The sequence below is a fragment of the Streptomyces sp. NPDC007164 genome, from assembly GCF_040634135.1.
GTDB classification, from domain to species: Bacteria; Actinomycetota; Actinomycetes; order Streptomycetales; family Streptomycetaceae; genus Streptomyces; species Streptomyces sanglieri.
This window is the reverse complement of the sequence record NZ_JBEYFB010000008.1, coordinates 181,588-207,627: the sequence shown is the minus strand read 5'-3', so window position 1 is coordinate 207,627 and position 26,040 is coordinate 181,588. Positions and strand designations below refer to the sequence as shown.

Annotated in this window: 25 protein-coding genes and 1 pseudogene; 10 read left to right on the top strand and 16 right to left on the bottom strand. The window is 65.6% G+C overall.

The annotated features are described in order from the left end of the window. Positions 1–16: 16 nt before the first annotated feature. Complete coding sequence (locus ABZ622_RS14590; protein WP_360542943.1) at positions 17–454, top strand: NUDIX domain-containing protein; 438 nt, start codon at positions 17–19, stop codon at positions 452–454. 445 nt (positions 455–899) lie between these two features. On the opposite strand, the gene ABZ622_RS14585 is transcribed toward ABZ622_RS14590, so the two are convergent. From ABZ622_RS14585 to ABZ622_RS14575, 3 genes are all read right to left on the bottom strand, one after another. After that, positions 900–1,169, bottom strand: coding sequence for a hypothetical protein (locus tag ABZ622_RS14585; RefSeq protein ID WP_360542941.1), 270 nt, complete (start codon positions 1,167–1,169; stop codon positions 900–902). A 275-nt stretch (positions 1,170–1,444) separates the two neighbouring features. After that, complete coding sequence (locus tag ABZ622_RS14580; RefSeq protein WP_360542939.1) at positions 1,445–1,894, bottom strand: hypothetical protein; 450 nt, start codon at positions 1,892–1,894, stop codon at positions 1,445–1,447. A gap of 150 nt (positions 1,895–2,044) precedes the next feature. Continuing rightward, on the bottom strand, positions 2,045–2,482 hold the full coding sequence (locus ABZ622_RS14575) for a hypothetical protein (RefSeq protein WP_360542937.1): 438 nt from the start codon (positions 2,480–2,482) through the stop codon (positions 2,045–2,047). A 211-nt stretch (positions 2,483–2,693) separates the two neighbouring features. Here ABZ622_RS14575 and ABZ622_RS14570 point away from each other — a divergent pair, with 211 nt between their 5' ends. Further along, positions 2,694–3,185 carry a hypothetical protein gene (locus ABZ622_RS14570; protein WP_360542935.1) on the top strand — a complete coding sequence of 164 codons (492 nt, stop codon included), beginning with the start codon at positions 2,694–2,696 and terminating at the stop codon, positions 3,183–3,185. A 348-nt stretch (positions 3,186–3,533) separates the two neighbouring features. On the opposite strand, the gene ABZ622_RS14565 is transcribed toward ABZ622_RS14570, so the two are convergent. Further along, on the bottom strand, positions 3,534–3,962 hold the full coding sequence (locus ABZ622_RS14565) for a hypothetical protein (RefSeq protein ID WP_360542933.1): 429 nt from the start codon (positions 3,960–3,962) through the stop codon (positions 3,534–3,536). A gap of 67 nt (positions 3,963–4,029) precedes the next feature. Here ABZ622_RS14565 and ABZ622_RS14560 point away from each other — a divergent pair. After that, a pseudogene (locus ABZ622_RS14560) lies at positions 4,030–4,398 on the top strand (site-specific integrase); the annotation flags it as partial. Positions 4,399–4,690: 292 nt separating this feature from the next. Here the strand turns inward: ABZ622_RS14560 and ABZ622_RS14555 are convergent. Both ABZ622_RS14555 and ABZ622_RS14550 read right to left on the bottom strand, forming a co-directional pair. After that, on the bottom strand, positions 4,691–5,362 hold the full coding sequence (locus ABZ622_RS14555; protein ID WP_360542931.1) for a nucleotidyl transferase AbiEii/AbiGii toxin family protein: 672 nt from the start codon (positions 5,360–5,362) through the stop codon (positions 4,691–4,693). Then, on the bottom strand, positions 5,359–5,706 hold the full coding sequence (locus ABZ622_RS14550; protein ID WP_360542929.1) for a transcriptional regulator: 348 nt from the start codon (positions 5,704–5,706) through the stop codon (positions 5,359–5,361). The genes ABZ622_RS14555 and ABZ622_RS14550 overlap by 4 nt, the downstream gene beginning before the upstream one ends. Positions 5,707–7,252: 1,546 nt before the next feature. On the opposite strand from ABZ622_RS14550, the gene ABZ622_RS14545 reads away from it, so the two are divergent. Continuing rightward, positions 7,253–8,251, top strand: a complete 999-nt coding sequence (locus ABZ622_RS14545) for a hypothetical protein (protein ID WP_360542927.1) — start codon at positions 7,253–7,255, stop codon at positions 8,249–8,251. Here the strand turns inward: ABZ622_RS14545 and ABZ622_RS14540 are convergent. Next, positions 8,141–9,013, bottom strand: a complete 873-nt coding sequence (locus ABZ622_RS14540) for a TIR domain-containing protein (protein ID WP_360542925.1) — start codon at positions 9,011–9,013, stop codon at positions 8,141–8,143. The two genes, ABZ622_RS14545 and ABZ622_RS14540, sit on opposite strands and share 111 nt — an antisense overlap. A gap of 21 nt (positions 9,014–9,034) precedes the next feature. Continuing rightward, positions 9,035–9,655: a hypothetical protein gene (locus tag ABZ622_RS14535; protein ID WP_360542923.1), complete on the bottom strand. Its 621-nt coding sequence runs from the start codon at positions 9,653–9,655 to the stop codon at positions 9,035–9,037. A 1,470-nt stretch (positions 9,656–11,125) separates the two neighbouring features. Here ABZ622_RS14535 and ABZ622_RS14530 point away from each other — a divergent pair. Together ABZ622_RS14530 and ABZ622_RS14525 are read left to right on the top strand one after the other, a co-directional pair. Then, positions 11,126–11,968 (top strand): hypothetical protein, encoded by an 843-nt coding sequence (locus ABZ622_RS14530; RefSeq protein WP_360542921.1) that lies wholly within the window; start codon positions 11,126–11,128, stop codon positions 11,966–11,968. A 123-nt stretch (positions 11,969–12,091) separates the two neighbouring features. Next, positions 12,092–13,387, top strand: a complete 1,296-nt coding sequence (locus tag ABZ622_RS14525; protein WP_360542919.1) for a DUF6602 domain-containing protein — start codon at positions 12,092–12,094, stop codon at positions 13,385–13,387. Positions 13,388–13,853: 466 nt separating this feature from the next. Here ABZ622_RS14525 and ABZ622_RS14520 read toward each other — a convergent pair whose 3' ends face one another. Together ABZ622_RS14520 and ABZ622_RS14515 are read right to left on the bottom strand one after the other, a co-directional pair. Next, a complete protein-coding gene (locus ABZ622_RS14520; RefSeq protein WP_360542917.1) occupies positions 13,854–14,327 on the bottom strand; it encodes an NUDIX domain-containing protein in 474 nt (157 codons plus the stop codon). Between the two features lie 94 nt (positions 14,328–14,421). Then, positions 14,422–15,339, bottom strand: coding sequence for an FkbM family methyltransferase (locus ABZ622_RS14515; protein ID WP_360542915.1), 918 nt, complete (start codon positions 15,337–15,339; stop codon positions 14,422–14,424). A 100-nt stretch (positions 15,340–15,439) separates the two neighbouring features. Here ABZ622_RS14515 and ABZ622_RS14510 point away from each other — a divergent pair, with 100 nt between their 5' ends. Further along, a complete protein-coding gene (locus ABZ622_RS14510; protein WP_360542913.1) occupies positions 15,440–15,943 on the top strand; it encodes an ATP-binding protein in 504 nt (167 codons plus the stop codon). Here the strand turns inward: ABZ622_RS14510 and ABZ622_RS14505 are convergent. From ABZ622_RS14505 to ABZ622_RS14490, 4 genes are read right to left on the bottom strand one after another with little or no spacing between them, the layout of a single operon-like run. Continuing rightward, complete coding sequence (locus tag ABZ622_RS14505) at positions 15,901–16,791, bottom strand: hypothetical protein (RefSeq protein ID WP_360542911.1); 891 nt, start codon at positions 16,789–16,791, stop codon at positions 15,901–15,903. The two genes, ABZ622_RS14510 and ABZ622_RS14505, sit on opposite strands and share 43 nt — an antisense overlap. Beyond that, positions 16,791–18,032, bottom strand: coding sequence for a hypothetical protein (locus ABZ622_RS14500; protein ID WP_360542909.1), 1,242 nt, complete (start codon positions 18,030–18,032; stop codon positions 16,791–16,793). The genes ABZ622_RS14505 and ABZ622_RS14500 overlap by 1 nt, the downstream gene beginning before the upstream one ends. Next, positions 18,029–18,733, bottom strand: a complete 705-nt coding sequence (locus ABZ622_RS14495; RefSeq protein WP_360542907.1) for a hypothetical protein — start codon at positions 18,731–18,733, stop codon at positions 18,029–18,031. Before ABZ622_RS14495 ends, ABZ622_RS14500 begins: the two co-directional genes overlap by 4 nt. Beyond that, entirely contained in the window at positions 18,730–19,890 is a 1,161-nt protein-coding gene (locus ABZ622_RS14490) for a glycosyltransferase family 1 protein (RefSeq protein WP_360542905.1), read from the bottom strand. The genes ABZ622_RS14495 and ABZ622_RS14490 overlap by 4 nt, the downstream gene beginning before the upstream one ends. 164 nt (positions 19,891–20,054) lie before the next feature. Between ABZ622_RS14490 and ABZ622_RS14485 the strand changes: the two genes are divergently transcribed. Continuing rightward, a complete protein-coding gene (locus ABZ622_RS14485; RefSeq protein WP_360542903.1) occupies positions 20,055–21,005 on the top strand; it encodes a helix-turn-helix transcriptional regulator in 951 nt (316 codons plus the stop codon). Then, positions 21,002–21,565, top strand: a complete 564-nt coding sequence (locus tag ABZ622_RS14480; RefSeq protein WP_360542901.1) for a peptide deformylase — start codon at positions 21,002–21,004, stop codon at positions 21,563–21,565. The genes ABZ622_RS14485 and ABZ622_RS14480 overlap by 4 nt, the downstream gene beginning before the upstream one ends. A gap of 45 nt (positions 21,566–21,610) precedes the next feature. Here ABZ622_RS14480 and ABZ622_RS14475 read toward each other — a convergent pair whose 3' ends face one another. Both ABZ622_RS14475 and mobC read right to left on the bottom strand, forming a co-directional pair. Beyond that, complete coding sequence (locus ABZ622_RS14475) at positions 21,611–23,275, bottom strand: relaxase/mobilization nuclease domain-containing protein (protein ID WP_360542899.1); 1,665 nt, start codon at positions 23,273–23,275, stop codon at positions 21,611–21,613. After that, positions 23,276–23,722 (bottom strand): plasmid mobilization relaxosome protein MobC, encoded by a 447-nt coding sequence (mobC, locus tag ABZ622_RS14470; RefSeq protein ID WP_360542897.1) that lies wholly within the window; start codon positions 23,720–23,722, stop codon positions 23,276–23,278. A 303-nt stretch (positions 23,723–24,025) separates the two neighbouring features. Here mobC and ABZ622_RS14465 point away from each other — a divergent pair, with 303 nt between their 5' ends. Further along, positions 24,026–24,397, top strand: a complete 372-nt coding sequence (locus ABZ622_RS14465) for a hypothetical protein (protein WP_360542895.1) — start codon at positions 24,026–24,028, stop codon at positions 24,395–24,397. Positions 24,398–26,040 lie beyond the last annotated feature (1,643 nt).

The window sequence follows — 26,040 nt, the reverse complement described above, 5'->3', positions numbered from 1 at the left end:
AAGGAAACGAACCGAAATGATCGAACGAGTCCGTGCCGTCCTCGTCACCACCGACGACACCATGCTGGTCATCCGCCGCACCCGGCCCGGCATCCCCGAGTACTGGGTCCTGCCCGGCGGCGGCGTCGAACCCACCGACGAGTCCCGGGAGGCCGCCCTCCACCGGGAGATCCACGAGGAGATCGCGGGGAGGGCCGACATCATCCGCCTCCTTCACACCATGGAGTCCGACGACGAGCGTCAGCTCTTCTACCTCGCCCGCGTCGCAACCTGGTCCTTCGATGACCGCACCGGCCCCGAGTTCAGCGCCGAGGGCCGCGGCGAGTACGCACTGGAGGAGATCTCACTGACCACGGAGGGGCTCGACGGCATCGACCTCAAGCCCGAGGAGATTGCCCACGTCCTGCGGGGAGTCATCAGTGCCGGAAGCGTCGGGGTCGAGGCATCGCTCTGAGCCTTCGAGTACGTCAGCACGCCATCAGGGCCGCCTCTGGGATGAGCCGGCCCTGATGGCGTCTCTTTATGGCACGCGGACTCCAAGTGGTCCGGATAACAAAGAAGCCCCCGGCCGTCGGCCTGGGGCTCTTTCAAAGAGCGGGTGACGAGAATCGAACTCGCGCTCTGAGCTTGGGAAGCACCCGGGACTTCGACCCATGAATAGCCTCTGACCTGCGGCAAAGCTTGTGTTGGGGTGTTCGTGGCCAGCTCCTGTGTAGCCCCTGATGACCGCTGCTTACTGCCCCTACTGGCACGTTGTGGCACGACCCTACGTGCGATGGGAGGGATCGGGTCACCCGTGCAGATTTCTTGGCCAGGATGGCTCGGAACCGCATGGAGGCACAGTCGGACCCCAGGGTCTCGTCAGTCGGCCCGTCACAGGGTACGAGGCCCATTCGGGCTCACGATGCGTGACAGGAGGGAGGACGCGGCAGTGAGAGAGCCGCGGCGGAATGCTCGTCAGCCCTCGTCGAATCCCTTTGCTCCTTGGCCAAACGGTCGATCTGGGCGAGCAGATTCATGGTCGGAGCCCATTTGGCAAGGAGATCCATCAGGTCGGGCAGAGAAGCAGCGTAGGTGGTGAGTATGGATCCGTCGGTGTTGCCCGTCAGCACGATGACGAATCGGGGTACACGTGAGTGCCTCTCGTAGGCGACCAAGTTCAGCGGCACGTGAAGGTTGTAGCGGGACGATGACGGGCACCCGGGACCGCCCCGGCTCGCAACGACGTCCTCGACGGCATCCGATCCGTGTCGACTGCCCTTGACTCCGGGCTGATGCGTATCCACCGCTCATGTACCGGGCTGCTCGACGAGCTACCGGGCTACGCATGGGACCCCGTAGCATCCGACCGCGGCGAGGACCAGCCGATCAAGCGTGACGACCACGGCGCCGACGCACTGCTACGTCGTGCACTCCAATGCGCACAAGTGACGCCACCTGCTCACTACATCCACCGATGCCGGGGAACTGGGATAGTCCGCCCCGTCCGGGCCCTCCACAAGAGCACGGAGCCGTGGACCCAGCCGAACAGGGAGATCAGCCCAAACAGAATGCCCAAGGCGCCAACGAGCCCAGCCGAGGGGAACATGCGCAGATACCCCAGCGCCACGGCCAGACTCTCAACCAACAGCAACCAAAAGTTCCAACGTCGCTGCCTGTGAATGACCCTGACGTAGTCTTCAAACCGGCGCTGCTCTGCTGTCTCTTTGGCGGTCTCTTCATCGAGGATGCGCCGCTGACGTTCGCTCCAACGTCTTTGCGTCTCCGCTGCCTCCGGGTCCACCGGCGCAGTGGGCGAAGTGAACACAACGTCGCCGTGAATGGCACCGGACTGCACGACGTGACCCCCGACGCTCCCACTCAACTCATTGCGTATGGACGGCTGCTCGCTCATGAGACGGAAGATACGCGCTAACTCACAAGATCACCGTCGAAGCGGCCGATGCCAATGCCCGCGAACACACTTGGTGACCGCCTCCATCGCCTTCCCGGAGAACGGCGTACCGTGGCCGTCGCCGGCGTGGGCCCCGTACTGCCGTCAGGCTCAGGTCTGACCGGAAGGTGTCCCGAAGCTCAGCGAGCCCACGTTGCCAGCCTGAATCACTGGGCCGTGCTGCACGCCCCCGCTGATCGTGTTATGGACATCCGCGACCTGTTGATCACCCTTTGGGAGCGCCAAGTCATCAATCATTGCCCGCAGTTCGGAGGCCGCGGCCGGATTGGCCAGCAATGTGCGCCGCAATCGTGTACGCCACTCCGCCTGGACATCCAAGGCGGTCTGCTTGTCGCCGGCCTCCATCGCCGCCGCCAGTTCTCCGCGTGAGGTCTCCAGCTCCCCCTCGATCACGTCTTCCTCACCACCACCGCGACGCGAGAAGAACGACACCATCCGGTCACGAGCTTGTGCCCAGGAGTCCACTGCCATCTGCTGAACCAATGCCGTAGCGCCTGCGGCAGCAAGTGCCACCAACTCCGCTTCCATCGAGCCCCCTTTGCAGCATCTGAGGCCGCCACCGTACCCCCTGACACTCGACGACCACAGCGTCGACGCCCTGCGCTACGCCGTCCACTCCACTGCGTACGATTGGCGCCGCCTGCTCGCCCATCAGCTATGCAGGATTGGCCTCTCGTACTTTCCTGATTTCGTCCCTAAACCTCGACAACCGTTCGTGCAACCGTTCTCGAAAGCGCTCGTGGTTCGACCGTCCAGCCTGCTGGAGATCAAAACCCGCAGCGCGTACCAGCTCGACGAGTGGCTCGCCGGTGTGCCGGACGGGCCGGCGCTGCAAACGCACTGGTATCTCGCCGTGACCGGGCACGAGCAGGCGCACGTCGCTGCACTGCTCGGCGGGAACCGGCTGGTCGTGCACTGTGTCGACCTGCGTTCGTGGCACTTCCGGCTCGACGACAACCCGAGCCTCTCCGTGGCCTACATCGACGCGCTGCGCGCCGAGTACGTCGGACTCTGGCGCCGCCGGATGATCGAGGGCACCTGGGTGATCGCCGAGGGCGCGGTCTACGACATGTTCGACGAGCAGCGGCACGTCGTCGACGAACTGCCGCCGATGCGCCGGTACTGGGTCGGCATCGACTACGGAACCGCGAGCCAGTTCTCGGCGATCCTGTACGGCCTCGGCGCCGACGACCGGCTGTACGCGGTCAACGAGTGGCGCCCCAACTCGTGAGCCGCACACCGACAGATGACCGACGCGCAGTTCAGCCGCGCCGTGAGCGCATGGCTCGACGAGCAGCAGGTCGCTCCCGAGTGGACGTCCACCGACCCGTCCGCGACGAGCTTTTCGACTCAGTTGTGGGCTGTTGCGCGTACACCACTCATGCCGGGGACTCCTCGACGAGCTGCCGGGTTACGCCTGGCCAGAAGAGGCCACAGCACGCGGCGAGGATAAGCCGATCAAGTGCCACGACCACTCCTGCGACGGGCTGCGGTACGTGATCCACTCGACTGCGCACGAGTGGCGCCAAGTGGCAGACGTATTGAAGGACAGCGGTTGATCAGCTGCTAAATCCGGGACTCAACGGTAGCGTCGAAGAGCCAACCAGTGCTTCGCCAGGAATCCGAAACCGATCACTACGTCGAACCACCCAATCGACTCCCACATCACTCGCGTGCTGTCGCCTCCGGATCCGTGACCACCGACAACCAGGAACAGGCCGAAAAGGATCCATGCGACAGACCCGTAGATTCCACGACGTGCCTTCTTGAGGAATCTCTGTCTCTGAAACTGAGACTGGGCGTAGCGTGCTGCACGTTCTGCATCTTCGGCGTCCAGAATTCGTTTCGTGCGTGCCGCCCAGCGAGCCCGTAACTCTGTCTCCTCTGGGCTCGGCGTAGCAGGCAGGATCACATTGCCGTTGATGGATCCAGCCTGGACCACGGGCCCGTTGACATGGCCGCTCACGCCGTTACTTACGTTGTTGGTGACGTCCCGTCCCTCTCCCATGTTCCAGAAGGTACGGGAGGGCGCCACCACTCTCAATCGACTCATGTTGATCCACGCCTGGCTCGCTTGGTACGCGGAGAAGACCCTGGGCGTGTTGTTGTTCGTGGGCGAGCGGGGCAAGCCTTTCCGGCGCTCGACCTTCGGCCGGGAGTGGCGCAAGGCCCGTAGCGTGGTCGGACTGCCGTCTGATTTCCGGTTCTACGATCTTCGCCACACCGGACACACCCTGACCACCCGATCGGGCGCGACGCTCAAGGACACGATGGTGCGTGTCGGCGAGTCCACGGAGAAGGCGCTCATCTATGAGCACTCGGGCACCGAGCGTCAACGTGAGGTCGCTTCCGGACTCGACTCCCTGATGCAGGCCGAACGTCGGAAGGCTGCGGCCAAGGCCGATGAACAGGCATCGGGCACGGAGCGGGCACGAGACACCTAGACAGGTCTAGACAACAAACAAGGCCCAAGTCGCTGACTTGGGCCTTCGTTGTGGAGCGGGTGACGAGAATCGAACTCGCGCTCTGAGCTTGGGAATCAACGGTTCTTGAACGGCCGTATTAGCTCTGACCTGCACGTTTGATCGGGGCGGTGGCGGTTGGCGGGGTCTCTGGGCGCCGTACATGACCGCTGTTGTCCGCTCCGAAGGGCACGGATGGGGCACGGCGGCTGAGGGGCGTCCAGCCCCTGTCGCGAACCGCATTCCTGTCGAATGGGCGGCATCCGTCAGGCCATCAGTCCTCGTGCGGGGCCTCAAGCTCGTGAAGCCGTTCCCCGATGTCGTCGGCCCAGGTCTGTGCCCACCGGCGCAGCCCGGCAATCGCCTGCGCGTCGAGTCCGTAGGCGGCGAATTCCGTGTCGTCGATCCAGTCGGCTCCGCTCAGCCGCGCTTGAAGCTCGCTGAGGTCGAAGGAGTCGCGGGCATGGCGTCGGCCGAGCTCTTCGAGCTCGACGGGGCTCCAGCGGCTCGTGGCGGCCTGCACATCGATCAGGTCCCTGGCGAGTCCGCGGTCGGCCAGGGCACGGACCTTGGTGCCCACGACATCTTCGAGGGACAGCACCAGGCCGTGTTCGGTGTGTACGGGTGGTCGCCAGAGTGCTTCCTTGAGGATGTCGACCTCGCACTCTTCGCGACTGGCAGGGTCGGTGACGATCAGGCGCGCGGACAGCGGGTCTGTCTCCAGGGCTTCTACGTGCCATCCGCGCCGCTCCAGTCCGGTGCGTACGACGGTCGCGATGTCCTCCATGGGATCTGGGTTCTCGGTCGCGACATCGAGGTCTTGGCTGAGCCGGTCGACAAGGCCGTGTGCCTGGACCGCGTAGCCGCCGGTGAGCGCGAGAGGGTAAGCGCCACCCACGGCAAGCACGTCTGCAAGCAAGCGGTGGTGCAGGCCCGTGAGGTTCACGCCGCGGTCCGGGAGCTGTCGGCCAGCTCACTGAAGGCGCTCTCCCAGACCTCGCGGACATCAGGGCTGACCAGTGTGCGCAGTGTGGGCCACAGACTGACGAGCAGGTCCTGGTCGAGGTACTGGACCAAGTCGTCGCGCCGGCCCTCGGCCAGCACGATCCGGTAGTAGCTCATCCGTAGCCGGGGCCGGTCGAGGTCGAACGTGGTCAACCCCGACCAGGCAAGGTGGAGCGGCAGGTGTACCGGGCCGTGTTTGGGACCGGCAAGCTCGGAGAGCGCTGCGGGCAGGCGCCGGACGAACTTGGCACGACGGAGGTCGGAAAGACGAGGCTGTGATGCCATGCATCGATTATCCAGGAAGAGCCGACGATGAGCGGCTCGGTGTGCAGACGCCACTCCTGCGAACATCGGGTCGAGCAGACCCACCGCGGCGAGTGGAATGACGACGTTGTAGCCGAAGGCCCACAACAGGTTGCCGCTGATGGCCGCGAGGGGCAGTGGGCGGAGGCTTCGACATCCCCTCGCCTATCGGCGCCGGTACCTGTCGTGGTGCCGAGCCCGGCCGCGGCGAGTGCTGCCATGTCGCTGATGGCCCCCTGACGACCGAGACCCGTTCCCCTCAGCGCACGGCGCTGGGCAGGTTCCGCTTGCGCTCGGGGTGCAGCAGGAGTACGCCTCGTGGACCCGTACTCTTGCCCAGCCCCTGGATCTCCTCGTCCAGGACGAACTGACCAACCGGCCCGACACCCAGTCCTGTTCGAACTTCTCGGTCTGATCCGGAACGCCTACGTCACTACCTTCGCCGTACTGCATGGCCTCGGCCGGGCAGCCCGGCTTGCGATGGCCGCCTCGCCCTCGAGCACGGCCGTGCCATCGCTGCGGGGCCGGTCCATACACCTGCTGCACAGCTCGGTCGAGCCGCGGTCACGGCCCCCGCGGCTGATCTTCCCCTCCCCTGGTGCCGTTCTGGCAGAGGGAGGCGACCTCGCGGCCTCGTTCCCCCTGCGCCTCGCACGGCCCGCGGCCGTGCGCGAACTCAAACGACAGAGCTGACCGTACCGCCGCAGGTGCTCCCGCAGGTTCTGGGCAACACGAAAGCCCCAGGCCGCTGGCCTGGGGCTTTCGTATGGAATGTATGGAGCGGGTGACAAGAAGCGAACTCGCGCTCTGAGCTTGGGAATCACCCGGCGCTCGGGCCTTCATATTGCCTCTGCCCTGTGGAATCGGGCCCCACTGGCAAGACTCTCGCTGTCTTCCCATGCCTGGTGTGGACCGCTGTTCACCGCCCCTACTGGCACGTTGTGGCACGAGGTTCCGTCAGCCGTTCCCCGCTAGTTTCCGGTGCCCGTCCTACGACGTCGGGTGGGGCTCCTCGGTAGGTGGTGCCGAGCTTGGTGACTACACCCAGGGCGGGACCTGGCCCATTCTTGAGACGACTCACGTAGTTCTCGGGCAGCAGTACACGGTCACCGACTTCGACGACCTGGCAGCCGTTCACCTCGCACACCCGCCGTGTGCTGTCCAGCCGCTCCTCAAGCTCGAACAGGTTGGTGTTGAGGGAGTGCTCATTCGGACATCTGTCGTCAGCCTGGGGGCGCATTTGGCTTACTGCACGGATCTGCGAAGAACGAGACCTTCTGCTGTAGAAGGACTCGTTAAGCCGCATTTGGCCAAAATTTCGGCCTCGGCAACTGGGACTCCAGGCGCATTAGAGATGCCGACTGGACGACTTCCGCAAGTGCCCGAACGGCCTACTGCCCCCATTGCTGCGAGTTATACCTTGCCGCGACAGGACGTCGGAGATGCTCTGCAACGGGCTTAATCGATCATAATTGATCACTTTCGATCCGAGGGGGATACCGGGAGTCAGTGGTCTTAAGATTAGGGAATGACTATCAATATGGGGATCCCGGGGGAGTTGGCGGGAAGCCTAGTCTCGCGAATCATCGAGGTGACCCCAGAGCTTGCCGAAAATTTTCTCTCCCGGTCCTCGGTTAATAGGAGACTGGATGATGGACGGGTTAACTCCCTAGCGGATACCATTCTTCGTGGCGAATGGAAATTGACCCATCAGGGCATTGCCTTCGATGAGGCTGGAGAGCTTCTCGACGGCCAGCATCGGCTTAATGCGATCATTAAGGCCAATACTCCTGTAGTGATGTTCGTCTTCGACGGGCTATCTAGAGATGTTTTTCCAGTTCTCGACACTGGGAAGCGTCGGAGTGCGGCAGACACACTGTTGTCGACCGGAGCGAAATATCTTCCCTTGCTTTCCTCTACCATTCGTCATGTTCTCCTCTTCAAAGAGATTCCGAACGATCGCTGGACTGGTGTTGGGGCATATGTACCCAACGACCGAATCTTGGCCGCATACAATAGAGATAAAAACAGGTATGGGGAGGCAGTGACTATTGGACGTGACCTTTCCAAGCATCTATTCGCAAGTCAGACTGCGGTGGCAGTGGGGTATTTTTTGACCACTGAAGCAGCACCTGCCGCAGAAATTGACGAGTGGATTTCCGGACTTAAGTCTGGTGCGAATCTAGATCCTGGTGATGTCAGGCTCGCCCTGCGAGAGGTGCCGAAGGAAACACAGAAGCGGGGTTCTAGGCGCAGGATGAGCTTGCGGGACCAAGTGGCAATTTACATCAGGGCATGGAACGCTTGGGTAGAACCCGACAGGGCCAGTAAATTGCGGCTTGGGCGTTTGAGGAAGAAGGAGGAGATGCCCGAACCGGTCCAGGTGAAATTCGGGCACCAGGAAGGTATTGGGGATTCAGGCGGTGTCACTGCGGGCAATCACCTTGCCGGCCTCCCCCAACACCACTACCTCCCGGCCCAAGGACTTGGCGAGCCGCTCGATAAAATCGAGCGAAATCGACTGTGAGGACCCCATTTTATTCTGCGAAACGATGACCACGTTTTCGCCCTCCCAAGAGGAGTTAATTGCCTCCCAGCCGATTTTTGCAAATGAGGAGGCAATGAATTTTTCTTCGCTAATCCGGCGGATCTCCCTAGGGTGTCTCCTCGCTGTCCCATCCATTCGTGGGGCATGCCTCTCGATCTCCGCCATCCGGTGATCGAGCTGTCGGGCAATGAGGAGGATCTCCTCCGTCATATCGGCTTCGGATCGATGTACCTTGTTTGAGAGAGTGTCTTTTGAGGAAATTTCACTGACGCTGCGCATTCTGTCCTCGAATTCCGGCCAACTTCTTTGGAAGGCGCGTTCCAGTCTCTCACGGGGGATCGCTAAGCTGCCCGATGTTTCATTGATATCGAAGAGGAGTTTCTGTACGTCGTCTTTATTTTCCCCGGCGATGGCCTGGAATTGGCTGAGAGGGCTGACGAGTTCGGTAGTTTTCATGCCGATCAGGAAAGGTACCACATAGCCTTCATCGACTTGTTTGGCAATGGATCCTGCTTCAAAATTGACCCAAGGGGAAGTCTGATTCTCCGGGGTTACGCAAATGACTCCAAAGTTTGTTTCAGAAAGCTCGTCGAAGATCTGCCGGACCCCTCTCCTCCCTGCGGAGATATCCACACTGGAGAGCCATGGGTTGATATATTGGAGGACATCTGGCAGCCAGGAGCGCAATGCCTCAGCAGTCCTTTTTGAACGCGCTCCGGACCAGCTAAGAAATACCTTCACGGCGGTCTCCCTGTGTTTTGATCAGCGTGCTGATTGATCGAGTTCGTGTCGCCCGTTCTCATGCGCCTCCGTAAGTAGGAGTTCATGTTCCGCCTTGAGCGATCTATATGACTTGCGGACGTAAGACAGGAAGTCGCTCCCCGGATGGCGAATTAGAGTAGATTTGCGTGCGCCAGCTCCGCCCCAGTTGGCCAAAAGAGCATCATAGGTCGCTGCATGCGCGCAGAATTGCTGGACCACAAGAGGTAGTTCCCCTTCGATGATCAGATCACCTCGAGCAGTGATGAGATCCTTCATCTTCTGGGCCGTAGGAGCGAACACTGCTTCTACCCAGATGTGCCAGCGCGCTTCCTCTGGCCCCGGCAGCGGATTCTCGTCCGGATATCCGGCAGGGAGGATGTAGCGTCTGTAGTACTCGCTCCACGCTCTCTCGTTTGTTTCCGTGAGGACGAGAAGTGGGCCGTAGAGCTCTTTTAACTGACTATTTACCCGGTCGATTCGCGCATTTTTCAGATATCTGCGGTCCTCTCCTTGGTGGTTCATCCAGTAGGCCATGATGGCAACCAGGATAGTGGCGCAAGCCGTTACCATTGCTGCGTTCATCAGAATCTCCAGGGCTCTGCTTCGCTGGTATTTAATCATGGGTAGGAGGATCTCGTCACGGCTTGTGAATAGAACGTCTATGGCGCTTTGGTGGCGGTCATGAAAGAATTAATTAATATTTATTCCGCCGTCGCGAGAGTTTATCTGGCGCGATGATTTTTGCGCACGCTCGCTTTTACGAATCGGCTGATCTCATGGCGTGGAGCCGCGAGGGGGGCCTCACTGGTCGTCACTCCACACGAAGCTGTCCCTAATCAAGAGGATCCGCAGCGATGTAGCGGAAGATCCGCGGGGACGCGATCTACGAGAACATGCGGGCGAACCCGGCGGCTCACCGACGGGGAGACGCCGAACGGACATCTGGTGGAAGCCACGGGGTCGTCAAGATACGGACTTGGCCGTGGCCGTCGTGGTGAATAGATGCCGTGAGGTGCTGACGATGTGGCGGCAACGCTTTATTACTGGTGGTGGCGGAGCCCTCGCCCAGTACGGTGACCACGACGCCGCCACTGCCCTTGGAGCGGTTCGCCCAGCTGGGGCTGGACGGACTCGTCTTCGTCGGTGAGAGGCACTGCGTGGCACCACCTTCGGCCGCAAGTGGCGCAGGGCCCGTGACAAGGCCGGGCTTCCCGAAGGTTTCCGCTCCTACGACCTGCGGCACACGGGCAACACGCTCGCGGCTGATACTGGGACCGAGCTCAAGCGCCTCATGGTTCGAGCCGGCCAGTCCTCCGAGCACGCACAGCTGATCTGCCAGCACTTCACCAAGGCGCACCAGCGCAGGCTCGCCGCCAACATCGATCTCGGTGTGCGCCGCCAGCAGTCGCCCGCAGCCTCGGGGAGGGGGCGCGACCGTTCACCCGCTGGTGCCGCGCCCGCCCGGACTATCCGCTCCACGGGCTGCGCGGCGTTGATCGCGCAGGGAGCAGGTTGCCCGCACCGCTTACATGACGCAGGCCACTTGAAGTGAATCTCGGGAGATGGGACTGCACGGCGGGGCTCTCGACATCAGGGGCGCCGTGTACGCCATTGATGCAGGCCGACAGGGTCCTTGTGGCACGTGAATGACACAATTCCTAAAAATGGTCTAGACAACAAACAAGGCCCTGGTCTTCGGCCAGGGCCTCCATAGAAGAGCGGGTGACGAGAATCGAACTCGCGCTCTGAGCTTGGGAATCTATGGCGCCCACAGTGCCGATACGGCCTCCGACCTGCAAGTATCGGTCACTTAGCGGCTCGCTGTGAGGGCTTTCCCATGCCGGTGTTGACCACTGTTCACCGCTGCCAAGGGCACGGATGGGGCACGCGCTCGTCGGGTGGGTCGCGTGGAGTGTTCCAGTCGGGAACGCCACGCGACGATGTGCGCATCTGCGCTGTGGCGCCAAGCGTGCTTTATGCCAGCAAACTGGCCGGCCTGGCGATCCCGCGCTGGCGGCCGTCCAGGCCCCGTTGGTGGCTGCGCCACCAAACCGGTCGATGCGGCACCGCAGGCATTGTTAACGTCTCCGCATGGATGATTCCCTCTCATTCGAGAGCTTCCTTGAAGGTGCGAGGAAGGCTGCGCACAAAGCCATGGACGATCACGCGCGTGGCGAGTACGACGAGTTCGTTCTCCACGCGGGGGTCGCCATCGAACGGCTGGGTAAGGCGGTTTTGGTGGGGAAGAACCCCATCTATGTCGCGGAGATGCGGGGTAGCGCAGAGATGCTGTTCCACCTCGGCGGTCACCGAACAGCGAGCAAAGTGCGCACCATCGGGGCGGCCGAGACGATCAGTCGGCTGCGAACGCTGCAAATCCTGCCTGCTGATGGGCAGTTGGATCTCTTGATCGACTTGCGGAACGGTGTGGCCCACTCGACCGGAGGCGAGCAGGGGAGAGCTCTGCTAGCCACTCTGGCGAAGTCCGTGCAGGCCCTACATGTAGGGCTGACCACGCCCCTCACATCCTTCTGGGGAAGATGGCACAGCGCGGTCCGTATTGCCATTGATCACCAGCGTAATCAGACCGAACGCGAGGTCCAGCTCCGAATCCGGCAAGCTCGAAATCGCTTCGATGACCGCTTTGGCAACCTTCCGGCTGAACTCCTGGAAGGTGTGCAGGCCCCACTCAGGAGCCGTCGCAGCGAATGGTTCCCTGGCGGGATACATAAGGAAACCGGTGAGCCTGGGCCCCCTATGGGTTGGTTTCCATGCCCAGCCTGTGAGAATAACGCGCTCATCGTTCTGGCGGCAGAGGACGAGGAGCCTGACAGGTACGGTGGTTTCTTCGGTTGCGCACTGTGCGGGCTCCGCCTGGAAGGGACCGAAGAGCTTCTGGCTGCGAAGCTGAGTCTCCCCGAGGGCTCCGTCTGATCCTGTCCATGCGAGGAACAGGAGTGCGCTGGCGGTTTGTCTTGGTGCGCCACTGGCTAAAAGGGAATTCCTTCGATAATGTTCTCGGGCGCGTAAGTTGGGTCGATTTGTGGGTGAGGTCTAGTGATTCGCACGATTGCCGACCTTCTGGCCGGCATTATTCGAGACGAGCTGCCTAAACTCGACGATGCTCCTGTAAAGCATGCTCCGACAATTGGAGACATGTATGAGGGGCTGTCTTCAGACGTATTGAATCGAGCCCTGCCAGACGGATTGGGTTTGCGGGTGGTATCCGGATTTGCTCGCGACGGTCGCGGACGCATGTCCGGCCAACTTGATTGCATGGTGGTTCGGGGTGAGGGGCAAAGGCTCCCGTATACCAACTCTTATGTGTGGCATGTTAAAGATATCATTGCCGTTGTCGAAGTTAAGAAGAATCTTCACTCGGCCGAGCTTCGTGATGCGTTTGCTCAGCTTAATTCAGTCAGCGAGATCGAGCACGCCTACCATCAAGGTGATGACGAGGTGCCGGACGACCCTGATCGAAGTATGGCTCCGTCAGTTAGGACGTTCGCGGAGATGACTGGGAAGTTGGCTTGGGATGGGGAAGGTCCTGTCGCCCTCTCGTACGAAGAGGATGCCCTACTTCAGACCCTTCTCCTGGAGCAGATTTCTGCGGTTCGAGTAATTCTCGGGATGCATGGGTTTAAGAGCGAGCGGGCATTTCGATTGTCGATGGCGAACTACCTTGAGCGGAATATTGGGAACCACGGATTCGGTCCGGCAAATTTCCCTCAATTGATCGTTTCGGGTAGGTACTCCCTTGCTAAGGCCAACGGTCGGCCATTCATGACACCTTTGATCGATGGATGGTGGCCGTTTTACTTCTCGACGCCAGAGAACCCGCTGAGGCTGTTGCTGGAGTTCATCTGGACCCGACTGGATGAGGTGTACGGACTTGGGGGAGAGGTTTGGGGAGAGGATCTTGAGACTGAGGTAGCCAGGACTCTACTGAGCTGCCGTGCTGCCCGCATCGATGGAAGAGGTGGCTGGCAAGTTCAAGTGCATAACGCTGGTGATGAAGCACTTGATGCGGCTGCAGTGACGGAGCGGTGGAGTCCGAATTTCATCGGTGAGGAGGAGTTTGTTTTGCTAACGAGGTTGTGTCAAGGGAGGGAAGTGCGTTGCGATGACCCAGAGATGATCGCATGGCTAAAGTCGCGCGGCGTTGATTTTTGCGACGTACGCAACCGCCTGTTGGAAACCCGTCTTGTCGCCTCATCTGGGCAGAACCTGAAGCTGATCGCAAAAAAGTGCCAGTTGGCAATTCTCCCGACGGGTGAATATGTTGCTGCGGAGAATAGTACTGGCCGATTGGACCGTTGGATTTTTCGCCAGATTGAGAATTCGCGCGATTGAGTTTCCGGAGGCTAGCCTTGTGGCTCCTCAGGTTGGCATTTGGGTCTTACGTAGGTGCTGGGAAAACGTGTCGGAGGTACGCCGGGCGCTCAGCATCGGGTCAGTCGGATGACTGCCTTGGAGTAAGCGGGCAGGGTCCAGCCCGAGAGCGTTGTTCAGCTCCCACACTCACTCCTGCATAAGGATCTTGTGCTCGCTCACCGGGGGGCGCCGCACCGAACCTCCTCGTTGTGGTCCGTCTCGCGAGAGTAGGCGGTGGCACTGACAGCGGCGGCCGGATCGAGGCTCCCAGCAGAACGGCAGACGTAACGGCACGGCTATCGCAGGGATCGGCGTCGGAAGGAAGGCCCGCGTCTGAGACGAAGACGACCAGGCGGTGAACCAAGCACTGGCACGAACAGGGCCGTGCGTCGGACACGCGGGTGCTGTAGGGAGATCCGCCAGGACCACCTTGGCGTATCTCCCGTCACTCAGCGGTGGCCGGCCACCCGTAACGGGAGAAGCTGGGGCGTGCGTTCCGGTACGCGGCCAGGGCCTGCACGGTGGTCGGGAACGCGGGCTCGGGCAGGTGGTTCGCGGGGACCCATTGGGCCGCCAGGTGCTTGTCTGGCTCGGTGTTGGTCAGGTCGCCGGTCCAGGTGTCGGTGGCGAAGACGAAGACGATGAGCTGGCCGGCCTGGTCCCAGCCCTGTTCGACGTGGACGACGTGGACGAGCGCGAGATCGGCCGGGTCGACGAGCAGGCCGGTTTCCTCCTTGAGTTCGCGGGCGGCGGCCTCGTCGAGGGCTTCGCCTGGTTCGGCCTTGCCGCCGGGGAGGGTCCACGCTGGCTGCGGGGACCAATTGCGGGCGGCGTAGTGCACGGCGGCGATCGTGCCGCTGTCCTTGTCGTGGACGATCACGCAGACGGCGTTGCGGCTGTTCATCACGCTGGTGTTCATCGCGGTACCCAATCCGTGGAGACGTGCCGGAAGGTGTCAGTGGTCCGGGCGGCAGGCTCCACCTGGCCCGCCGCACGGAATGTGGGGTCGGTGTTCAGCGCCCGGTTGTGAGGCGGTCGGCGTCGGTGCGGGAGAAGACCAGGTCGGTCATCTCCTTCGGGGGTTCGGTGCACCGGACGGGCGGCTGCGGCCGGCGCATGGCCCGGGGGTAGGTGGTCGGGTCGTAGTCGTTGGTGAGCGTGTAGGCGTGGAAGCCGTGTTCGCACAGGGTGTCGAGGATCTCGGCGGCGCTCTCGCCCTGCTTGGCCAGGAGCCTGGGGGTGACTTCCATGACGAGTTCCGCGTCGTCGCGCAGCTGCGGGAGGGCGGGCAGGAGTCCGCGGATCGCGGCTGCTTCGGCGCCTTCGACATCGATCTTGATGATGCGGGTGGTGGCGAGTTCGGTCCGGCTGACCAGGTCGGCCAGGGGCGCGGTGGGTACCTCGACGGTCTCGTGGACGCGGCGGGGGCGGATGGCGGTGGTGTGGCCGAGGTTGGCGGGGTCCTCCAGGTAGAGGGTCAGGGTGCCGTGGGTGTCGGAGGCGGCGGAGCGGATGGCCCGGATGTTGGTTCGGTGGTTGGTGGTGGCCGCGGTGGTCAGGTCGTCGTGGTAGCGGGGGTGGGGCTCGATGGCGACGACGCGGCCGCGGGCGCCGACGGTGTGGGAGGCCAGGAGGGTGAACGCGCCGCGGTGGGCTCCGACGTCGATGAAGGTGTCCCCGGGGCGGAGCCGGTCGCGGAGGAAGGCGCTCAGGTTCGGCTCCCACTCGCCGAACAGGTACTGGTAGCGCTGGATGACGTCGCTGGTGGTGACGGTAACCGTGTCGCCGGTACGTAGCCGGGTGGTGGTGTGGAGGGGGTGGGTGCGCAGGTGCTCGTCGAGGAAGCGGCCGACGAGCCGCGCCTTGCCGACCGTTCCGGGGGCGTGGCGGACGTAGGCCCGCAGTGCGCGGGCGAGGGCGGAGGCGGGCATGGGCGTCTCCTTCGTACGGCGGCCTGGGAATGGGGTCCCCGGGCCGGCCGGTGGTGACAGACTGGCGAGAGAACGCTGGCGGTGCTGAGGGGAGTTGTTCGTGGCTGTGAGCGACGCTGCGGTGGTGTACCTGCTGGTCGGGCTCACAGGCTCCGGGAAGACGACCTACGCCCAGCGAGTGCTGGAGCCCCAGGGAGCGGTGCGGCTGTCGGTGGACGAGGTCGTCTACGAGCGGCACGGTCGGTACGGCGTCGACTACCCGGAGAACACGTACTTCGAGAAGGAGACTCCGGTGATCGCCGAGCTGTACCGGCGACTGGCTGAGCTGGTCGCCGAGGGCCGGGACGTGGTCTGGGACCACGGGCTGTGGCCGCGCAAGGACCGCGAGGAGATGAAGGAACTGGTGGAGGCCGCCGGCGGCCGGTGGCGGCTGCTGTACTTCCCGGTGGAGCGCGAGGAGCTGCTGCGCAGGCTGGCGGAACGCAACGCGCGGGGAGACGCGAACGCGCTGCTCGTCACTCCTGAGGCACTGGACGACTTCTTCGCCCGCTTCGAGGTACCTCAGGGCGAGGGCGAGGAGACCGTGGAATCCGGCTGGTTCTGAGGCCGCGGAGGCCGCCAGGTGGTGGCGAGCTGGGCGGCTTCGGCGGCCCAGCCGTCCGGCAGCCGGTCAAGGGTGACATGACGGAAGGACAAGCGGGGGTCGGAGACGTCGATGCGGCCGCGATGGCGGTCGATGTGCTGCAGCAGGCGGGACGCCTCGCTGCGGACGGCCGGGGTGTGCTCGGCCCACTCGCCGGAGGTGAACCGCTTGACCCGTCGGCGCAGGTCGTCCAGGACACCCGAACGCCACTTGAAATGGTGCACGCACGCGAGCGTGCTCGGGTCGGGTTTGTGGCCCGGTGCGCGGTGGTTTCCGGACGCGATGGTCACCGAGGAGTGGGCGAGGACGATCTTGCGTGGGTCACCCTGGAGGAGGCGGCGGGTGAGGTGTCCGCCGAGCGGGAAAGCCCGGTCAAGGCCGATTTCCGGGCGCCACATGGCCAGGCGGCCGTCGTTGGTGACGCGGTCGAGCATCAGCCCGCCGACCACTTTCTGCCCGGTTTTCTCGGCCTGAGCGAGCACGACGGTGAGCGGGGCGGGGTAGGTCTGGAACTCGTCGGAGTCGGCGAGCAGGTGCCAGCCGGTCCCGGCCTGCTCGCGCAGGGAGTCGCGGAGCTGGGTGTTGGTGTGCTCGTGCCAGGGGCCGGTGCTGATCTGGGCGGGGGCAATGCCGAAGTCGCTGCAGGCCGCGATCAGCTGGTGCCGCCAGGCGTCCGGTACGTGGTCGGGGAAATGGAAGGCAAGGTGGAACTGCTCGATGCCGAGCCGGAGGTAGTGGGCGGTCCAGGCAGCCAGCAGGGCCGGCTCGACCGGGCCGATGACCGCGACCAGGGCGGGAGGGACAAACATCAGCAGCGCTCCTTGGTCAGGTGGAGGTGGGCGTAGGTGTCGGTGAGGAAGGCGGTCTGCTCGGCCGCCGGGTACATGTCCAGCACTGTCGGCGCCGTTGGCCCCGGCCGGGCGGGCGCCTCGGACGTGAGCTTGTCCAGCATCTCGGCGAGAGCATCCGGGTCTCCGGCAGGGAAGAGCCTCACCCACGGCTGGCCGCTCAACCGAGCGGAAAGCTCGCGGTTGTGTGCGGAGACGATCAGTGGGACACCGAGCCGTACGGCGTCCATGACCAGCCCCGACTCCTTGCCCACCCCGGGCTTGCGGGCGACGAGGGCCGCGTCGGCGGCGGCGTAGACGAGCCGCAGGACCTCGTCGGCGACCGGGCCGGGCACCGTGTGGAGGCGGACGTGGGGCAGCCGGTGCCAGCGATCGAGGACGTCGTCGTCCAGCGGGGTGCCGCACACCAGCACGTGCAGCGGGGTGGTGAGGCGGGCGAGGGCCGCGTCGACGGTGGCGATGTCCTTGTACGGCCACCAGCCGCCGACCAGGCACACCGCCCTCGCGTCGGTCGGGATGGTGAGGGCGGCGCGGGCGCCGTCGCGCTCGACGTCGGTCAGCCGCCGTCCGTCGTCGACCGCGAACGCCCGCACCTCACAGCGAAGGTGGGGGAAGGCCGCTGCGACCTGGTCGCGGACGTCGGCAGTCGGGCACAGCGTAACCACCTGCTTCTCGCCCTGGCGCGCGAGCCGGCCCAGCCACCGGACCGGACGGTCTTCGGTGGTGACCACCTCGTGGACGAACCGCAGGTGAGGGAAGCCGCCGAGCAGGGCGGCCATGCCGTGCAGGGCCTCGCTCGCGCTGAGGATCACCACGGCCGCCGGCCGCGGGGCGAGGCGGCGCGCGGTGCGAAGGCACGCGGCCTCGGCCAGACACCGGGCGAGGAGCGTGACCTGGTGCGGGAACCTGCGGGCTCCCCGCGGCCAGCTCCGGGAGGCGAAGGCCCGCTGACTGGCGGCCGAGACACGCCCCGCCGCCCGCGCCCCGGCCAGCAGGACCCTCGCCGCCGCCCCGGTTGGCCCGGCGGCGATCCGGGCACCGGACCGGGCCAGCGGGCCCAGGCCCTCGCCCAGCCCCTCAGGAGCCACGACCAGGCTCTTCGGCTGTGCGGCGGCGAGCGCGGTCAGCGTGTGCTGGTGGTGGCCGCCGCCCCGGTGCGCGTATGGCTCGATCAACACCAGCGGCCCAGGTGCGTTGCTCACCCGGTGACCGCCTGCTCGCCGTACAAGGCGGTGAAGTGCCGGTGCAGCCAGGTCGGGTCGTTGAGCACCTCGAAGCGCTGCGGGTCGCGGGCGGCGGCCTTGGCGAAGTCGAGCCCGTCGTGGGCGCCGGACGCCGCGTAGGGGCCGTATTCGCCGTCGCGACTGGATGTCCACGCGCCGATACGTTCTTGGGCGGAGGCGTCGGTCATGCCGTACTCGCTGCCGCGCGCGAGCATCGCGCACTCGCGGAAGCCCGCCTTCCACGCGTGGAACGGGCTCTGGTTGAACCGCGTGATGCCAGCAGTCTGGCGGTAGAACTCGACCCGTCCGGGCAGGGCGGCCAGCACGTCGACGGCCTGGCCCATCTCCCTCAACGCCGTACGGCTGATCAGCTTGAGTCCGCCGTATCCGTAGGTCAGGCCGTTGACCGGGTTCACGGCCTGCCACACCCGCATCGCCACCCCGTCGGCCAGCGGCTCCACCGCGGCGGCGGAGAACTCGGGGTCGATGGCGAAGTCGCCGTCGGCGAGGAAGAACGTCTCGGTGTCGACCAGCTCGGCGGTGAGCCGGTAGGCACGCCGCATCCCGCGGACCCCGTGCAGGCGCTTGACGCTGCCGCCCAGTACCCGGGCGAGGCGGGTGTGCAGGGAGCCGGCCAGCGGCTCGTCGTAGGAGAGCTGGACCGCGTCGAAGCCGGTCACTGGATCGCCTCCAGGTAGCGGGCGGCCACCGCGGCGGGCGCGAGATCGGTGGTGGAGGCGTGGGCGCGCTTGGCGTGCAGGAGGTAGAACTCGGGGTCCGTGGCGAGGCGGGTGGCGATCCGGATGGCCTGCTCGTCGGTGTCGAATAGCAGCTCGTTGTCGATGTGCTCGGCCAGCCAGCCAGTACGCGGGCCGATTACGGGCAGGCCCATCGCCTGGCAGTCGATGACCGACATGGACCAGGGGCAGCCGGGCCGGAAGGGGGCGATGCCGAAGTGGGCGCCAGCCAGCAGGTCGTGGTAGCGGACGCGGTCGCCGCGGTCGGAGGCGATGGTGACGCCGTCCGTGGTCGCGAGCTCTTCCAGGTGCCGTTCGGGGCTGGGGTCGAGGCGGACGCGTTCGGGGCTGCGGGTGCCGAACAGGTCCATCACCGTGAGCCGCACCGGGGCGTCAGCGACGAGGTGGCGGGCGAGCTGGGTGAAGCGGGCGGTGCCGTAGTGCGCGTACAGGCGGTGGTTGTAGATGCCGGTGGCCTGGCCCTCGGGTGGGGTGATGTCGGCAGGGTCGCGCACCAGCCGTACGTCCCTGGGGGCGGGGACGATGTGCAGCTTCTCGCTGAGGTCGACGTCGGCGCGGGCGGCTGCCGCCGTGGTCCAGGAGGCGGCGGTGGAGGAGTGGACCAGGACGCGGTCACAGGCTGCGAGACCGGCGGCGAAGGCCAGCAGCACGCTCCGGCCGAGGCCGCCGTCGTCCATCGCCGGGTCTAGCTCCGCAGCGCCCGTGCCGGTGTCGGCGATGGAGAACGGCAGGTAGTGGCAGTAGCCCGCGACCAGCGCGTCCACCCCGGCTTCCACGAGTGCGGCCCGGATCGCGGTAGCGGCCTCGATCTGGTTGGCCACCACTACCTCGGGCCGCCGGTCACGGAACAGGGCGACCAGGGCGTCCATGCCCGGGTCGAAGCGAGCCCGGTACTTGGTGGACGGCGTCGTGGTGAGCGCGAAGTGCACGCGGGCGTCGCCGATCGGGACGGGAGAGGCCACGGTCACCTCCGCCCCGGCGTCGGTCAGGGCCGGGGCGAGCAGGTCGGCGAAGGTGAAGCCGGAATCGGCAGTCAGCTGACTGCTGTTGGAGACATTGAGCAGATACAGCACGCGCATCGCTGCGACCCTCCTTCTTGGGGCCCGGGGATCGACCTGGGCCAGTGAAGGAAGGAAACGCGTGACTGCGACCATGACAGAATGGTGAATCGAGATCACTCACGGTTCATTCATCTCATCCGGCAGCCAGGGCGGGGGCTTTGATGGACGCGCGGGATGATGCCTTGACGGCCGAGCAAGCGGCCGAGGCGTTCGCGGCGGATGTGGCTCACTGGCGCGAGGTGCGGGGCCTCGCCAAGCGGGAGTTAGCCAGAAGGATGGGCTTCGACCCGTCCTACGTCAGCCATGTCGAGTCGGGCCGACACAAGCCGACGGAGGACTTCGCGCTGCGCGCGGAGGAGGCGCTGAACGCGGGCAAGGCCATCTGGCGGCGGTGGCGTGACTACGAGGCGGCCAAGGCCCGCACCGCACCGGCGCCGTTGGCGCCGGCTCCCCGCAGAGCCGAGCAGCCGTACGCGACCGGCTCGGCGATCGTCGTCGAGCACGACGCGGCCCGTCTGGACTACGACGGCAGCCACTACCGGCTGACGATGCGCCGACTGCTGCGGAACACCGGCAGCGAACCCATCACCCGCTACCTGATCCGCATCAGCGTCGACCGCTACCCCGGCGAACCCGAACGCTCCAACGCCCACTACCGCAAACACCCGCTGACCTGGGACGAACTCGCCCTGACCGCGACCTGCTGCGGCGAGGCGATGCACTGGCAGACCAAGCACGACCGCGACGCCTTCAAGGAGGTGTGGCTGGCGTTCGAGAACAGCGAGGGCCGCTTCCCCCTCTACCCGGGCGAGTCGGTCTGGATCGAGTACGCCTACTCGGTGGGCGACGAGAAGTGGGGCCGCTGGTTCCAGCGTGCCGTCCGCCTGCCTACCGAGCACCTGGCGGTCGAACTCGCCTTCCCCACCGCACTCGACCCCGCCGTGTGGGGCACCGAAACCTCCATGACTGCCGAGGCCGCACCGCTGCGGACGGCCCCGATACAGCGCGAGGAGAACGGGATGCGGATCTTCTCCTGGAGCACCTCCACACCCGCACTCCACGCCCGGTACCGTCTGGAATGGCGGTTCCGAGGCCGAACCGAACGGGACATGAATCAAGGGGAGTTCACGTGAACCAGGCGCGGCCCAGCGAGCAGATGCGGGACCTCGGCGTCGTGCAGGATGGGGCTCCAGTTCTCGCCGAGCCCGCCCGCGCCTTCACTCTGCCGTCCGAGCGCGAGGCGGCCGAGCAGGCTGTCGAGCAGATGTTCGCCGCCATGGAGCGGATCGGGCAGGTTCACCCGTTCGCCAAGGGCATGGGTCTCGCGGCCCCTCAGATCGGGATCGACAGGGCCGCTGCCGTGGTCCAGCCCCCCGGCACCCCTGCGGTCGTGCTGCTGAACCCCCGCATCACCGACCGCTCCAGCGACGCGGACGAGCAGTACGAGGGCTGTCTGTCGTTCTTCGACGTCCGCGGCCTAGTGCCCCGGCCCCTTCGGATCACGGTGGAGACCACGACCTTGGACGGTCAGCTGGTGACCACCACCTACGAACGCGGACTCGCCCGCCTGATCCACCACGAGATCGACCACCTGGACGGCCTGCTCTATACCGCGCGGATGCGCACCGGCGTTACCCCCATCCCCGTCGAGCAGTACCGCCAGACCGGCCGCGCATGGGCCTACGAGCAGTGACAGTCCACTTGGCCGGCCCTGGGCGAAGCTCGGGCCGTTTCCAAGTCACCGGGTCCTTGACCGAGCCGACGGCACGGCTCGCGGTGTGGTGGCGGAACCGGGCTGGGCTCGCCCTTCCATCTTGTTGCGCGGGGGCTTCCTGACGACGGGTTCTCGAAGGCGGTTCAAGCGCCAGGTGAGGACTTCGCTGAGGCTTGTGGCGGTGTCGAGTTCTCGGTGGCGGGCGGCCTGGATGAGGAGCGCGGTGGGAGCGCGGCCGGCTGTTGTGGCGTCGTTGAGGGTGGTGGCGAGGGCGGGCCAGCCGGGTTCGGCGAGGATCTGCTCGGCCAGGTCAGGCAGTGCTCGGCGCACTGCGGCGGCCTGCTGCTTCAGCAGCCATGGGGCGAGCTGCCGGCCCCGGTGGCGGAGCGCGGTCAGGGGCTCGGTGGCTGCGGCCCGGTAGGCCACGCGGAGGTGCGTGGTTGCGCGCTGCGCGGCCTCGGCCTGCTGGTGGTGGCCGCGGGCGCGGTGCCAGTGCTGGGCGGCGATGACCGCGAGCAGGAGAGCGTCGAGGACGATCGCGAGGAGGGCTCCGTCCTTCGGCGCGGGTTCGTGCAGGATCGCCTTCACCGCCCGGCGGGTGGCCTGGGCCTGCTGGTGATGGGCGCGGACGCGGGACCGGGCGGCGCGCTCGAAGGCGGTGGCGGCCTCGACGAGCCGGGGCCGGATGGCGGCCGGAGCGAGCAGAGGGAGTGCGTCGAGGGCTTCGGCGAGGACGGTGATGTGGGCTTGTCCGGCGTCGTCCTCGCTGTGGGCGAGGCGGTCGGGTATCCCGTCGACGGCGCGGGCGAGTCGCTGCCAGGCCGGGGCATCAGTCCGTTCCGCCGACATTGAGGCTGTGGCCGTCAGGCGTTCGGCGATCTTTGGGTAGGAGAGGTCGGGGGCGAGGGTGGAGCCGGAGAACCAGACGGGCTCGCCGTGGGCGTTGGTGTCGTCGTCGAGGGCGACCTTGTAGCCGCGGACCTCCCCGGAGGGGAAGTACTGGACGTCGACGAGGGCTCCGGCCCCCTCGACGATCCGGAAGAACTCCTCGGTGTTCGTGGCCGCCGAGACGGCGGTGCGGATGACGGTGCGCAGGTGTTCCCGGGCAGTTCGGGCGTTGCCGGTCCGGCGGGCCTTCTCCTGCTCGGCGCGGGTCGGCCGCTTGGAGGCGGTGCGGTCGCCCCGTGGCACCTGGCGGAGCCCGTACTCCTTCTCGATGGCGACCAGTTCGTTGTCGGCGCGCAGGAAGTCGTTCCAGTTCCTCGGCGGGCGGAGGTCTCCTCGGACCTTGGTGGCGACGATGTGGATGTGGTCGTCGGCGTGGCGGACGGCGACCCAGCGGCAGGCGTCGGGGTCGTCGGCCGGGGCGATTCCGGTGGCGTCGAGGACGCGGCGGGCGATGGCGGCCCACTCGTCGTCGGTCAGATGGCGGTCTTCGGGGGCGGCCCGGATCGAGCAGTGCCAGACGTGGTTCTTCGGGGCCTTGTGGCCGGCCTGCTTGACCCGCAGGTCGAGGACGGTGGCGAGTTGGGCGAGGGTGGCGTCGGGGTCGCGGCCGGGGTCGGGTGCGAAGCCGTCGAAGGAGGCGACGAGGTGGGGGTCGGTGTGTTCGTTGGCGCGGCCGGGCCCGTACAGGTAGTTCAGGACGCCCCGTGTTTTGTGGCCGGGCTTGACGATGTTCGCGATCAATCAGACCGCCCGGCGGTTCGTGGCGGCCACATCGGCGGCGGTGTCGACCGCCGTGACCGCCTGCCTCACGGTCGCCACGAGCCGGTGGGCTTCGGCGAGGACGGCGGCGTCCGCAGGGTGTGCGTCGCCGCCGGCGTTGAGGCGGTGGGCGATCTGGTTCGCGTTCGTGCCGATCCTGGCGAGCTCGGTACGCAGGGCGGCGTACTCGTCGATCAGGTCATCGGTGGCGGCACGCTCGGCGGGCAGGGCGAGGTCGCTGTCCAGATGGGCCATGACGATGGCGCCGACGAGGTGCGCGCCGGCCAGATTGTGACGACGGGCCTCGGCGAGGATCGCCTGCTTCTCGTCGACGCTGTAGCGGACATCGACACGCTCTCGACGCTGCACGTCCTGCCGGGCACGGCGACGGGCGACACGACGCAGCGCGGCCTCGTCGGTGGCACGCACACCCCCTGTCCCCGGTGCGCCCTCGCGCCGGGGGTCTGCCTCCGCCACCCCCGGGGCGGAGGCTTCTGCGTTGGACCGGCCCTTGGACGGTCCAACGCCATACCTTGCTTCGCCTGGTGCCTGGGGGCGATTCATCTGCTGTCTCGGTCTGCTGGGGGGTTCGTGCTGCGCGCCGTACATGGGACTCTTTCCGAGGTGGGGGTTGGGTGTCGAACGTTGACTGGTCGTCGGCCCTGGACGGCTGGGCTGGCCGGAACTCGGTCAGGGCCTTGCGGGTGAGGGGCGACCGGGGAGGATTGCTCCATGGACCACGTCATCGATCTCGATTCGGCCGCCGCCGAGATCACCGAGCGCCTCTCTGCCTGGAGTGCGGCGGGACTCGCTCCCCGTCCAATCACCTGGCGGGACGGCCTTGCGCCTTGGCCGCAGCCGCTGGAGACCGACCGGGCCCGTGTAAGCGATCCGGATTCGATCGGTCTGCGCATCCAAGGCAGTGACGGATGGGCAGAACTACACCTTGTCCTGTATCGCGGAGGCTGGGCAGACCTCGATGCGCTGACCGAGTACGAGGTCCTCACCGAAGGTCCCCGGATCAGCACCCCGGCAGAGTTCGGCCGTCTCCTCGACTCCGCCGTCACATGCTTCGCCAGCACCCGTTGGCAGCTACCGGCATGAAGCACGATGCCGATCCGAGGGACCTGGGCACGGCTCGTTGCACACGCGGCGGGGACCGACTGCGTCGGCTGCCGGCCCCCGCTGGCCTGGTCCCGCAGCTCTGAGCCCTGAGGCGTGAGCTCGGGGGCCGACCGTATGGCGTAGACGGTCCGCACTGACCTGCGGTTTCCCTGCCTCTTCGGGGACCGGTCCCCGAAGAGGCAGGGGACAGGGGTGAACTTGGTGGGGACCGGTCCCCACCTGAGTCGGGGACCGGTCCCCGACTGCCCGTCAGGGGGACCGTACCCAGCGAACCGAGCTGTGCGGGGACCGGTCCCCACTGTCCCCGCACCTCGCGGACCAGCCGGGCAGGCGAGGGCGCTACACCGTCGGGACCGGTTCATCGAGGGCTGCCAGCAGAGCTGTCAGGTGCGCCTCCGACCGGGTCATTTTGGGGCTCGCTGACCCGCCACTGGGGCTGGCGGCTGCGTGGGGCGCTACTGGGGCGGGGCTCCGCTCGCGAGTGATCCACGCTCGCCAGTCGGCACCCCACGCGGCACTCGAGCGTGGAGACGCGCCGGCCCGGAAGGCCCGCCACTTGTCGTCCGCCACTCGTACGCCCTCCTCGCCAAGGCGGGTGAGGTGCCCCTCGCTCCGCAGCCAGGAGTCGCTGCCCGCGTCGATCTGCCATTGAGAGGCGGGGATGGGTGCACTGCTGCTGTACCTACTGGTTCCTATTGGTTCACTTCTGTTCTGGGGGTCGGATTCTGCTCCCCCGAGGTATCGGAATCCGGCACCCCCCGGGGTTGGATTCTGTACCCCGGGGTCGGATTCCGGCCCGTCCGCATTGCTGCTGGAGGTATCGGATTCCGGTACCTCGGGGGTTGGAATCTGGCCCTCCTGATGGGTCGGATTTCGAACGTCCTCGGTCATGAAACGGGCGGCTTCGGGGAGGCGGTAATACGATTCCCCGCGAGGCCCTTTGCGTCCGTCGAGGCGGACTATCTCGCCGCTGGCGACCAGTTTGTCCAGCGCGTCCCGAACGGCGCTGCGCGACGCGTTCGCGCGTCGCATCAGGGCTGGGACGGAGGCGTAGGCCGTGCAGGTGTGGTCGATGCAGCGATCGGCGATCAAGGTGAGGACCATGCGGGCAGTGCCTTTGCTGAGGCTGTGGTCCCATACCCAGACGCGGGCATCGTGGCTCATGGTTCGGCGGCTCCTCGAAGCAGGGGGTGGTGGTGGCCGCGAATCGCCGCGACGGCGGTGCTGCCGTCGGACGGAGCTGGCGCACCGAAGGCCGATCCGGGCGGCCTTCATTTCAGCGACTGGACCAAGAAGGAAGCCACATCGCCTCGCGCAAGTCCAGGGTTACTTCGCACAAAGCGAGCAGCCGACGGCGAACGCCGGCGGAACGCGGTCCAAAAACGATAGACCCGAATCGGCCGTTCACCAAGAAGTTCATGCTGATGGCGCCCGTGACCGATTCACCTTTGGCTTCAGGTCAGCAAAATTTGGGCCGGATCCCCAACTCCGATACTCCCGAAATCTGCTGGGAGTCGAGGCAACATAGACGCACATCGCCGGTTAACCAAACCGGCGATGCAGAGGTATCACTTACGAGATGCCGAAATAGTCCCAGCGGGGGCAGCGCGATAGCTCGAAGC